General features: G+C 48.2%; 12 protein-coding genes and 2 pseudogenes. 7 read left to right on the top strand and 7 right to left on the bottom strand.

Annotated features, from left to right (window positions below; translation table 11 throughout):
* Nucleotides 1-300 (bottom strand): phospholipase D-like domain-containing protein (locus M977_RS23405; RefSeq protein ID WP_245163542.1); only part of this gene is annotated, 300 nt, incomplete at its 3' end.
* 501 nt (nucleotides 301-801) lie between these two features.
* Here M977_RS23405 and M977_RS23400 point away from each other — a divergent pair.
* On the top strand, nucleotides 802-1425 hold the full coding sequence (locus M977_RS23400) for a hypothetical protein (RefSeq protein WP_064519455.1): 624 nt from the start codon (nucleotides 802-804) through the stop codon (nucleotides 1423-1425).
* Between the two features lie 128 nt (nucleotides 1426-1553).
* Here the strand turns inward: M977_RS23400 and M977_RS23395 are convergent, their stop codons facing one another.
* Nucleotides 1554-2750: a hypothetical protein gene (locus tag M977_RS23395; RefSeq protein WP_064519452.1), complete on the bottom strand. Its 1197-nt coding sequence runs from the start codon at nucleotides 2748-2750 to the stop codon at nucleotides 1554-1556.
* Complete coding sequence (locus M977_RS23390; RefSeq protein WP_064519450.1) at nucleotides 2747-3007, bottom strand: hypothetical protein; 261 nt, start codon at nucleotides 3005-3007, stop codon at nucleotides 2747-2749. The genes M977_RS23395 and M977_RS23390 overlap by 4 nt, the downstream gene beginning before the upstream one ends.
* 608 nt (nucleotides 3008-3615) lie before the next feature.
* On the opposite strand from M977_RS23390, the gene ccdA reads away from it, so the two are divergent.
* The 3 genes from ccdA (at nucleotide 3616) to M977_RS23375 (ending at nucleotide 5033) form a co-directional block, all read left to right on the top strand.
* Nucleotides 3616-3834: a type II toxin-antitoxin system antitoxin CcdA gene (ccdA, locus tag M977_RS23385; RefSeq protein ID WP_064519447.1), complete on the top strand. Its 219-nt coding sequence runs from the start codon at nucleotides 3616-3618 to the stop codon at nucleotides 3832-3834.
* A 1-nt stretch (nucleotide 3835) separates the two neighbouring features.
* Nucleotides 3836-4141 (top strand): type II toxin-antitoxin system toxin CcdB, encoded by a 306-nt coding sequence (gene ccdB, locus M977_RS23380; RefSeq protein ID WP_064519444.1) that lies wholly within the window; start codon nucleotides 3836-3838, stop codon nucleotides 4139-4141.
* A 106-nt stretch (nucleotides 4142-4247) separates the two neighbouring features.
* Nucleotides 4248-5033: a site-specific integrase gene (locus M977_RS23375; RefSeq protein ID WP_064519458.1), complete on the top strand. Its 786-nt coding sequence runs from the start codon at nucleotides 4248-4250 to the stop codon at nucleotides 5031-5033.
* Between the two features lie 114 nt (nucleotides 5034-5147).
* On the opposite strand, the gene M977_RS23370 is transcribed toward M977_RS23375, so the two are convergent.
* Both M977_RS23370 and M977_RS23365 read right to left on the bottom strand, forming a co-directional pair.
* Nucleotides 5148-5546 (bottom strand): type II toxin-antitoxin system death-on-curing family toxin, encoded by a 399-nt coding sequence (locus M977_RS23370; protein ID WP_064519441.1) that lies wholly within the window; start codon nucleotides 5544-5546, stop codon nucleotides 5148-5150.
* Nucleotides 5543-5764 carry a type II toxin-antitoxin system Phd/YefM family antitoxin gene (locus tag M977_RS23365; RefSeq protein WP_064519438.1) on the bottom strand — a complete coding sequence of 74 codons (222 nt, stop codon included), beginning with the start codon at nucleotides 5762-5764 and terminating at the stop codon, nucleotides 5543-5545. Before M977_RS23365 ends, M977_RS23370 begins: the two co-directional genes overlap by 4 nt.
* 59 nt (nucleotides 5765-5823) lie before the next feature.
* Between M977_RS23365 and M977_RS25945 the strand changes: the two genes are divergently transcribed.
* Together M977_RS25945 and M977_RS25940 are read left to right on the top strand one after the other, a co-directional pair.
* Entirely contained in the window at nucleotides 5824-5973 is a 150-nt protein-coding gene (locus M977_RS25945; protein ID WP_245163541.1) for a hypothetical protein, read from the top strand.
* Between the two features lie 259 nt (nucleotides 5974-6232).
* Nucleotides 6233-6997, top strand: a pseudogene (locus M977_RS25940) (ISNCY family transposase); the annotation flags it as partial.
* A 61-nt stretch (nucleotides 6998-7058) separates the two neighbouring features.
* Here the strand turns inward: M977_RS25940 and M977_RS25085 are convergent.
* Nucleotides 7059-7420: pseudogene (locus M977_RS25085) on the bottom strand (IS1 family transposase); the annotation flags it as partial.
* Nucleotides 7421-8401: 981 nt separating this feature from the next.
* Here M977_RS25085 and M977_RS23350 point away from each other — a divergent pair.
* Nucleotides 8402-10375 (top strand): autotransporter outer membrane beta-barrel domain-containing protein, encoded by a 1974-nt coding sequence (locus tag M977_RS23350; RefSeq protein WP_064519430.1) that lies wholly within the window; start codon nucleotides 8402-8404, stop codon nucleotides 10373-10375.
* A gap of 860 nt (nucleotides 10376-11235) precedes the next feature.
* Here the strand turns inward: M977_RS23350 and M977_RS23345 are convergent.
* Nucleotides 11236-11797 (bottom strand): Ig-like domain-containing protein (locus M977_RS23345; protein WP_209438623.1); only part of this gene is annotated, 562 nt, incomplete at its 5' end.

The raw sequence follows: 11797 nt of genomic DNA, 5'->3' as shown, positions 1-11797 counted from the left end.
ACCTGTCTGTGTTGTCACACCATCGGACACCATGAATTTGTTGTGCTGGATAGCATACTGCCCGTTAAGCCTGACCGGCACACCCTGCCTCTGCAACCAGGTGACGGCGGAGTACTTCCCGCCGTTGTCTTTTGCATCCGCCAGTACCCGGACGTTGACCCCCCGCCGCTGTGCGGCCAGCAGAGCTTCAGCCACCGGGCGACTGGTAAACTGATAGGCTGCGACATCAAGAGAGCGTCGCGAACTGTTGATGACACTCAGTACGCTGGCTGTCGCGCTGCTACAGTGGCCAACGGCCACGTCGCTCAGAAAAGGGCAGAAATAGCTCCCGTCGCACAGCGCCGGGCCCCGAACGAGACAACCTCACTCACCACAACCGGACCCACCACTGAAAAGCGCCGCCGCCCCGGGCGAAGCCCGGGATGATGTCGCTTATAATGATGAATGTTGTAACTAGCTTCTTCGTAGCTGTAAGTAGTATCGCTTTTGGTTTTGCTTACATGCCCGTAAGCGCCTCACGGCGCTAACGCGGAGATACGCCCGGGCATAGCCCGGACCACTCCGACGGCACAAACAAGATTCTTCATAGCGTAAAGTGGGTCTGGTTGATCAGGGCGGAGAGGATGGATTGGTGGAACCTATCAGAACTGTAACCGGCTACGCCGGGTTACGGCGCCATTTGCGAAAGTGCAATATTCAGCTCATGAGGGCGCCTTCATGCAGCCAGGCGGCATAATGATTCATACGTTCATGATCAATGAAATCCTCCTCCTCAATTCTGTCTGACTGGAGGTACCAGTAATGCAGCTTTTTCACGGAACAAGACAGCGTTTTGATAAGTTTGATGTGGCATACAAGGGAACTGGTGAAGCCGGAAACATCGCAGCCAGCTGGTTTACGGATAATTTTAAAGGGGCCAGCAATCATGCGTTATTCAAAAACAGAAATCCCGGACTGCCACTGGTTTACCGGTGTGAACTGAAAGCCGGGGCGATTATCGCAGATCACCGGCTGCCGCTCGGAGAGCAACCCGATATAGCGGCACGTCTGAGAGATGGACTTCCAGTTAGCATCAGTAGCCAACTCAGTGAAGGCCGGGACTGGCATGCCCTGTGCGAGCCTCAGTACAGGACTTACAGAGGGAGTATGCTCTATGTGGGTAACAGGCATGTAGACTCAGATGAAATGATCCGCCTTTACCTGAATTGTGGTATTCAGGGCGTTTACGACTGGGAAGGCATGTTTACGGACAGCTATCTTCACGGTACAACTACTGTAATATTTGATACCAGTGTAGTGGATATTATTGACAGTATCGAGTACGGATCTGACGGCTGGCATAGCTGGCTGAGTGAATACCGGGAGAAGAATGGTGTTCTGGAAAGGAAACAGGAAATACAGCAGGCTCAGGCTCACCGCGGCTAAGAATAACTTTGAACATCTGCTGTCAGTTGCATCTTCGCTGCCGGTCCGGGCTTTGCCAGCCACTCATACAATAATTCTCTATATCCAAACTGACCCCAGATAGATGTTGCCTGCGGAAGCGGTCGTGCTCATGGCTGCGTCCCCGCGTTGTCGTCGTTCCAGACAGTCACCGTGGCCAGATGTTCAGCCACTTCCCGTCCCGTATAACCGGCCAGGATCTCCAGTACCCGGGCAGCCGCTTCATGGGACAGCGGACTGCAGAACCCGAATCCATCCGTCATCAGGAGCCACTGGAGACGTTCAGTCCAGCTCTCGCCGGGTCTGCGTACCGGTGAAAACACAATCTCCGTAAGCTGTTCGCGGTTGCAGTACAGCTGTCGCCGCTCCAGTTCGTCCAGCAGGCTGTTCAGATCGCGCCGATCAACATCTTCCTGACTCATCTGCGGCCAGCGGATGCGGTGCCACTGCATCTCCTGCGCCTGGTCGCCCGTGAACCCCGCGCGGGCCAGCAGGTCAGCCAGCGCGGCTTCCGTGTCACTCTCATAGCCGGCAGCCGTTAGCAGGTCCGCTTCGCGCAGAATATGCAGCAGGCGCGCCGGCGCCGGCAGGTCGCGGAGCGGCCCGGCAACTGCCTGCCTGATCTCCTCATTCAGGCCGGTGATGCCCTCCGCCTGCAGCGCGACGTCCAGCTGGCGGTACCAGGTGTCGGTCTGGTCCGCCGGCGCGGTAACATTCAGCATGCTTTCCTCTGGCGTGGTGCTCTCATTGATCTGCATCCGGACCGCAATACCTGCATCGTGGCAGGCCTGCAGCCAGGTGGCGACCTGCAGGGGATCGCCCGCCAGGCGCGTCGCCTGCCCGGCCGCATTCCACAGCTGCAGGCAGGTGGTACCGTCGAGACGGATAACGTAGTCGCCACGGCGCGCCAGGTGCCAGCGACCGTCCAGCTCCACCGGCCGGTCGTCAGCCTCATCAGCCTGGCTACGCGGCACCAGGGGCAGAACCCGGACCTCCGTCGCGCGCTGCTCAGTCTGCACACGTTCACGTTCGGCGGCCAACAGGGGGACGGCGATTGCCCGGCCGCTGTCCGTCAATTCGACAGCCAGCTGCAGGTTCGGGGCACGCAGGGTGCGCAGCCAGCCTGACGCCTCCATGCGACGGCAGGAGGCGCGCAGGTTTGGCCCGTACACCGGGGCGTCCCCGCTCCGCTCCAGCACCCGTTCAATATCCCGTGTCGCCACCGGTCCCGGACTTTTCTCATCCAGGGCCGCCAGCACAATCAGCACCCGCCGCTGCAGCGGCGATGGTCGGCGCGCCTGAGTCATTGCTTATCCGTCTCTGGCCAGGTGAGTTTTCTGAGGCGCTGCTGATCGGCGTCAATGAGCGCTTTGGTTTGTTCGTAATTGTTCAGTGGCGCACCGTTAATGACCACTTCATACCAGAAACTCAGAACGGCTCCGGCCTTGGCTGACTCGCTGATGTATTTAGCGCCGTGGCTGTCCAGCTCGCATTCACGGATATGTTCTTCCGCTATCTTGGTCAGCTGCTTATAGCTGAGAGAAAACGTCACTTCGTTATCCATCCTGCCTGCTCCGTCTGATAATGTCCTGATATGTGTAAAATCATCATATGAATGATTATAAACATTCTGAGTGAATATCATATCAGATGTGATATTTGTGAATAATGATAAATAACACACTTTATATGATTTTATGCATGTTGTTTAATTATCATATCCATTGCGGGTTTTCCGCCCCGCAGATCCGAAAAAAGGCAGTTGCGGATCTTTCTTCCTTACCCGCCCATCCGGCAGCCTAAGAGCACAATATATGGCATTCCACGCCGAAGATTAGTGGCATATTTAGTGTTTTAACCGTCACAGACTGCGGCAGGTAGGGGGCATAAAAGGGCGCTTCGTGTGAATACCGCTCATGGTATACTTCCGGAAACTTCTGAATACGGGATAAACCGGATCAACAAAAAACAACGGAACGGTAATTTAACCGCGTGGTTATATGGCTGATTACTGTCGTCAGAGTGATTATTTTTATGGCAGCATTAAGATGCGTGACTTTATCCTGGCGTGAATAGTAGCCTCATAACAGTATGCTGACATCGTAACGGATGTTTATGTCACAATGGTATATACTTTAATTCATACTATAAGTATGTACTGGAGTGTGCAAAATGAAGCAACGCATCACGGTGACGATAGACAGTGAAAATTATCAGCTGCTGAAAGCGGCCGATGTGAATATTTCCGGTCTGGTCAATCTGGCCATGCAGAATGAAGCCCGGCGACTTAAAGCAGAACGCTGGCAGGCAGAAAATCGCGAAGGGATGGCCGAGGTCGCCCGGTTCACTGAACAGCATGGCTCCTTTACTGACGAAAACAGGGACTGGTGAGATGCAATTCCGGGTTTACCGCTATAAGCGGGAAAGTGGTTACCGCCTGTTCGTGGATGTGCAGAGCAATATGCTCGACACGCCGGGCCGGCGAATGGTGATCCCGCTGGTCAGTGCCTGTCTGCTGTCAGATAAGGTACCCCTCGAACTTTATCCGATCATCTGCTCTGGTGAAGAGCGATATCGGGTGATGACGACCGAAATGGCGGGAGTTTCCACCATGGTCATTGGCGAAGAAATTGCAGATATGAATGCATCGGGGAATGACATACAGCATGCCATTAACCTGATGTTCCGGGGGTTCTGAGTATCAGACTCGGGAGTTTGTACGCGGGCGGAGGGCGCCGTGGTGGGGCTCTGCCGACAGGTTCTTGTCCGGGATAATTTATGGTCAGTGAAGGATTTCAATGAGTATGACCGCTTTTCCGGCTCTGCCCGGACCGTATTCTGCCTTACCGGCTTCATTACCGGTGGCTATCGATTATCCGGCAGCGCTGGCCTTACGCCAGATGGCGCTGACCCATGATGATCACCCGAAATACCTGCTGGCGCCGGAGGTCAGTGCACTTCTTCATTATATTCCGGACCTCTATCGTCAGACGCTGATCGCCACACTGTGGAATACTGGCGCGCGTATTAATGAAGCGCTTGCACTGACGCGGGCTGATTTCACCCTGACGCCACCGTACCCGTTTGTGCAACTGGCCACCCTGAAACAACGCACCGAAAAGGCCGCCCGTACCGCAGGACGGACACCTGCAGGTGCCACACCCAGACGGATTGTTCCGCTGTCAGATCTGCAGTTTGTTTCACAGCTGCAGACGATGGTGGCCACGCTGAAAATCCCGCTTGAGCGACGTAATAAAAAGACCGGACGGACTGAAAGGGCACGGATCTGGACTGTCGCCGACAGGACAGTACGCAGCTGGGTCAACGAAGCCGTGGAGTTGGCAAGTTCAGACGGGGTGGTTTTTTCTGTGCCAGTGACCCCTCATACGTTCCGCCATTCGTACGCCATGCACATGCTGTACGCCGGTATTCCGCTGAAGGTATTGCAGAGCCTGATGGGACACCGGAGTACCAGCTCAACAGAGGTGTATACCAAAGTGTTTGCGCTTGATGTGGCAGCACGACACAGGGTGCAGTTTCAGATGCCGACAGCCGATGCTGTGGCCATGCTGAAAAACAACAACCGATGAAGGCTCAAACAGAAAATACGTACTAAATAAAGTAGATAAAGGGTTCCGGTGTCAGGATCAAGCCCGAACGCTGACACGGAGCGCACAGTAAAGACATTCTGCTATTTTACCGCACTACAGTTCCGTTTCAACTAAACGCCTCAACTCTGCTGCCAACTCCGGATACTTCATTTCACCCGTTGCCGCTTTTACAGTAAGATCTACAAGCACCTGCTCTCTTTTGATATTGATAGGATTAGGTAGATTTACACCATTTCGTTTCAAAAACAGCTGTGTAACAAACATAGCTGTACGCTTGTTTGCATCGTTAAATATATGCCCACGCGCTATAGCAACCCAATATACGGCAGCCAGATCATAAAGGTCAGTGATCCCTTCATAATGGTGTTTGTTCAGAACACGATGAATGATAGCATCAGCGCGACCAGGATCGGACATACCTTCCACACCACAATCCCTTGCTAATAATCTGTCATGAAACTCAATTACTTCCTGTGCGCTGATTATTTTCATCTTGTCGAAAGCGCCGTGTAAACATCGCCATGAGTCTGCATTATCTCAGCAAACTCAGCATCGAGAGCCGCTTTACGATATCGCTCAAACTCAGCCTTGCTGACTACCACCGCAGCCTCACCATTACGGCGGGTAACTTCTACCGGATCTCCAGCTGCTGCCATTTCAAGAATTGCGGCCAGATTTTCTCGGGCATTACTGTATGTATAGCTGTGCATAAATGCCTCCAAATTACTTGTTCATATTAATTGTACAACTAAACTGGACCATTGCAAGAATGGTTAACAAGTATGCATTGACTTATTTGATTATGGCGACAGGTAACTCTTTCCAGTTCGTAGTGTATGCAGGAGACACTAATTCGCAGTTTTTGTTAATGCCTTTCCTGCAAACCTGCTCTCACACTCTGTTCCTGCCACTGGCATAAGAGAATTGAGTTCTTGTTACTTTGCGTTTCATACTTATGGTTACGTTTGTATATACAAGAAGGAAGGTTATAAACAAGAGCGGCGATCATATTATTCTATATAAATTAAGGTGTTATTTAATATAATCAATGTTATATGCACCACGATTGTAGAGACTCAATAGGAGTGTCTGCACTCCCTTACTGCTAGTTTATAATGTCACCCTGGCTCTGCAACCCAGCCGATCTTCCAGGAAGACTTTCAGTGATGTTGGTTACTATGCCAGGAAAAGAACCTTGCATACTTCCGGTTATCCAGGCTGTTGTAGAGAAACGCTTACGCTGCCGTGACGCCGCCTATCAACTTCAACTGACTGAACGTCAGGTACAGCGGCTGATGCACCCTTTCTTGTTTCTGGTGCAGATAGTTTGACTCACGCCAGACGAGAAAAATCAGGCGCTAATCGACGGGATGATTCACTTCGCTTACGGATCATGGCACTTCTATGTGAAAAATACAGCTACTTTGGACCTACATTAGCCGCAGAAAAGCTCAGCGAACGCCATGATATTCGCGTCTCAGTGGAAACTCTCAGAAAATGGATGACTGCTGATAGTCTCAGGATTCTGCACTCGCGGCCTAAACCCCGGGTCTATCAACCCCGTTACCGACGTGATTGGCCTTGGTGAGCTTGTTCAGATTGATGGCTCTCACCAAGACTGGTTTGAAGGCTGTGCATCAAAATGCTGTCTTCTGGTTTACATGGATGATAATACTGCCCGGCTGATGCACCTGCGAAACTGAGTCTGCCTTCGACTACATGCTGGCCACGCGTGACTATCTTGATAAACATGGAAAACCTGTCGCGTTGTACAGTGACAAACATGCTGTTTTCCGTGTTAGCCAGGCAAAAAAACGCCGCACCGGTACCACCCAGTTTGGCGTGTCCTTCATGACCTCAATATTGACCTCATATGTGCTAACAGTTCTCAGGCTAAAGGCCGTGTTGAGCGTGCTAACCAGACACTTCAGGGCCGGTTAATAGGGTCAGTTTGGATATCGAAAATTATTGTACTATAAAGACTTCTCCGGCATGTCAACGCCCGTGTTGCCAGGCTTTGCTGCCAACGAAGCCCCATTGTTCATCAAGTTTGCAGATGAGCGCCACATCAACATAGGTGACTGGTGAAGATGTTATTCGCTTCGGCGCGAGTTTTTTAGAGTGCTAATAACAGTATTGATGCCGCTTTTAAGTACTCTTGCGGTATCCCGAACGTCAGCGCCGTTGAAAGCCATTTTGGTAATGCGCTCTTTAACACCAGGTTTTCTGGCTTCGTAAGTATTAGTGAGCAGAAATACTCGATGGCAATCACGGCATCGAAAGCGGTCACGACCTTTAGGGTTTTATACGTGACGGTAAACCAGACCTGACTGACAACGGGGACAATGAACGGTGATGATTGCCACAGGAGCACCTTAAGAACCCGTATTATTCATGACGATTCAACTAATTGGAAGCATTACCCATTCATCGAACTTGAGCATTATATATTGTAATTCTATCCACCATATTGAATACACGACAAAATGCATCTGCATAGTTCGGTTTTTTATGTTTCTGGATACAGGATGATTATCTATACTTTTTTTAAAAAGTAAAATTACCTTTTTTTAACTCTTGAAAAATAGATGCTTAAAAAATACCATAAGAAATAGTAAAGTAACTTTATTTATGATAATACTCTATCAAGTGGTAAGCTTATGTTTTACCAATTATTTTTCAGCTCGGCTGTATAGAGAAGGTGACATTTTGTGGGTTTAGTTATTATGTGGGATATGAGGATATGAACAAAGTGTCTCAGAAAGCTATGGCATACTGTGGAGGTGTACTATTATCTTTTGGTATTGTGCTACTTGCAGCGTTGTTATTCTGGATTCTCGGTTTTTTTAACGGTTAAGTTGGCTCCATTTGTGAAGGGGTGTACTTATTTTTAGTGTTCTTATTAGTTTGGATAAAATTTGAATATTTTTCCCACTTATATTATCAGTCACTATGACTAATCTAAAAAATTGTAGCGCCTAACATCCAGGTCTCTTTACATTCTTTTCTAAGAGGAATTGTTTGCAATTATATTTTTATATCTTCCGCAAACCACTTCGAAGAAAAAACCTAAGGAACGACAAAGATACATAAAAATAAATATTTTTTGAGTGAATCACTCAAATCACAAATATAAAATGCATATAGATTTCATTAGTACTGAAGCCATTGACTGACGAGTAATCTAAATTATAGTGGGCATGGCACGTATAAAATATATTTACGTTTTAACCCCTTATTTCTTGTGCAAAAAATAGTATTTCTTGCTCATGAGATGAGTTTTTGAGCACGTTATTTACGAAGTTAACTTCGTAAAATTACAATATAAAATATATAAATGGAGACCTATGGTGTGCAAAAAAATATTTACATTAAGTACTCTGGCAGTGATCACAAATTTTAGTTCACCTGCACTCGCATTCAATTCCCTGACCGTCTTTGGCGATAGTCTCAGTGATACCGGAAATAATGGGCGCTGGATCTGGAACAATAATCAGAACAAACTTTACGATGAAAAATTAGCTGCTCAATACGGGATAAAGTTAACCCCTTCTGACCAGGGAGGGAGTAACTATGCAGCGGGAGGAGCAACAGCGGTGCCCACGCTTAATTCTAGTGATAATACTCACAACCAGGTTCAGCAGTGGCTCAGCCAAACAGGTGGCAAAGCCGATAAAAATGGTTTATATATCCACTGGGTTGGCGGGAACGATTTGGCCGCAGCGTCTACTCAGCCAGCTCTTGCTCGGTCCATTGCTACTAGTAGTGCTGTTAGTGCTAGTGCCCAGATCGGTGCTTTGTTGGGTGCTGGCGCAGGTCTTGTTGTCGTACCAACCGTTCCGGACATTAGTGCTACCCCCTTTTTGCTGGAATCGGTAATATCTGCAGGATTTGGCCCTGCTGCTGCTTCCGCTATTCAGGCTGCTTTTATCTCATTAAATGCCGCACAAACACCGGACCTTGCAAGTCGTCAGCAAGCTATCCAGCAGGCGTTGAGAGTCGCATCTTCGACAATTAGCAACAATCCCCAAATTCAACAAAGTATTACCGAGCAACTTATCGCCGCCTATGATACGGCGGCAGCACAATCCTCTATGCTGACAGATTACTACAATGCCGTTCAGGAAAAGGCACTGGAACAGCATGGAGGGAATATCGCCCGGGTGGATATCAACAGCCTGTTCAAGGAAATACTTGCAGCTCCACAGGCGTTCGGGCTGAGTAACAGTGCCGGAATGGCCTGTCCACCGGGCGTTGCCTCCACGGATTGTACCACCTCAACATCAGGGTTCAGTCGTACGCAGGATTATCTGTTTTCCGATCATTTTCATCCCGGGCCACAGGTACATAACATCATGGCGCAGTATATCCAGTCGATAATTGCAGCCCCTGTACAAGTATCTCGCCTTAATCAGGGAATACAGGAGATGGTGCGTGGTAGCCGTGCAACACTCGATAGTCGCTACGAGCAACTACGTGACCATGGTTACTCTCCCGGTACTCTGGGTATCTTCGGCGGCTACGGCGGAAGTTATAGGCCTCATAACGACAACAATGAGTCAAGCAACGGCGGTGAAAACACCAATAGTTTGACCCTGGGTGCTGATTATCAGGTTAACGATAATATATTACTCGGTGCCCTTATTGCCGGTTCGCTTGATAAACAGCGCGCTGACAGTAATTTCCATTACGATACACAGGGTTTTCAGGCTGCATTGTTCAGCCATTTACGTTTAGGCCAGACATGGCTTGATGGAGACGTTCACTATCTCGCGGCGAATTTTACCGATATACGGCGTGATATCACTTTAGGAAAGCTGGCGCGCAGTGAAGAGGGGAAAACCGACGGTAAATTTTGGGGGGCCCGGTTGACGGCAGGTTATGATTTTACGGTAACTAACTGGCTGACAATGGGACCAATGTTTCAGTACATCTGGGATTACAGCCAAGTTGACGGCTATAGAGAAAAAAGCAACAGCAGTACATCTATGCGTTTTGGCAGTCAAAATGGTCATTCGCAGGTTGGTAGCACAGGCTGGCGATTTAATACTCATATAGGGGGAATTAATCCTTGGACACGAGTGAATTATCGTCATCAGTTTGGCGATGACGTTTATAGTGCTAACGGCGGTTTGAAATCCACGAACCTTGGTTTCAGTCGGACGGGTGAAAAGCAGGATAAAGACTGGTTGGTGTTTGCAATCGGTGCAGATATGCCGCTTTCCGAGACTGTTTCTGCTTTCGCAGCTATGTCACAAACCGGCGGACTAAGTAGCGGTAATCAGACGAGCTATAATATTGGTATCAGCGCAAAATTCTGATAATCGTAATAAATTAGATAGTGTTCTCTATCTATCGAGATGTGATCGTAAACATAGTGTCGCCCATATCATGATATGGGCGACAAAAAACACATCCAGAATTATTTACCTTCATTACTACTGAGTAATTTGTCAATCGTAACCGCAACGATGATCAATACCTCTATAACAATTTTTTGTAGTATACTTGTATATTCATAGGGTGAGGATACTGCTGTTCATTCCGATGATCAGCCCTCCACCGCTACGTCAACGATTCGCCCACGACCACGAAAGAAACTGGTCCCATCAATAATGGTAGAAGCAATAGAAAATATTTCCAATCCAATGCAATCATTAGGTTTGGCTGCAGTTGTACGTACAGCGATAATAATACCTAAATATACCTACAAAGACCCGAAATGATAAAGATGCACAGGATGTGATATTTAATGTTGATCCTGGCTCTCCCTTCAAATGCCATGCTAATTGTCTGAAAATGTCTGTGAAGATAAAATCACCAGATGCTTACACAACACTGGCTATGATTATTACAAAACAAAAACGGTAGTGTTTGGCTTATACATTTGGGCCATGAACCGATGAAACCTGTCGAAAATATTTTTATTCATTGCATTGAACAATTACGAACCCGAACAATATACCAATTAATAATATGGTTTATTATCCCCCTTCAATCGAACAACACAAAAAATGACCGGGATTTATTAAAAAACATGTCTCACCAATTTAAATTATCATCGACTTCTTCATGTGCAACATTTAAAGCCCCATAAATTTTGTCAATTTTTTGGGCTTACTTCAGCTACTGAACCTCCCCCAATCCAACTTTTTTTAAATTAACTCAGATAAAAACATTATTAACTACAGGGAAGCGATTTGTCAGAGTCGTATTTGGAATTATAGTAAATAGACGCAATAAGTCTAACGACTGAGCCAGCATGCTGTTGAACTATCATGTTCACCTGAGAGGCTGTAAGGCTTCCTGAAGCATTACCGTTACTATCTGTATTTACGTTCACTTGTTGGTAAGTACTCAGACTACCAGAAATTCCCATATACACCGCTACAGCCTGTACTCCTGGGTGTTCAAGGTGAATATTAAATTTTGCTCCTGCAGTTGATGAACATGTTCCAGTGAATGTTGAACCCGCAACGTTAAATGACGCATAGTTACTTATTCCGACCGTTGTTGATGACATAGTTGTGCTGTTTGCTTGCGCGGTTACTGTGGCAGTACCTTTCGCATTCCCTTTCAATGTCGCCGTGTAAACACCGTTGCTTTCCGTGACCGGGCCTACCGTGGTCCCGGTCACACCGCTCACCGCAAAGGTCACATTACTCATTCCTTTCACCGGATTACCGCTGCTGTCCTTCGGCGTGAAGCTCAGGGTGGTGGTGGTGGTGTTATCTCCCAGAATA

Source organism: Buttiauxella gaviniae ATCC 51604 (assembly GCF_001654835.1).
Taxonomy (GTDB): Bacteria; Pseudomonadota; Gammaproteobacteria; order Enterobacterales; family Enterobacteriaceae; genus Buttiauxella; species Buttiauxella gaviniae.
Note: the sequence above shows the minus strand (reverse complement) of the source record. Positions and strands in the feature narration are given on the sequence as shown.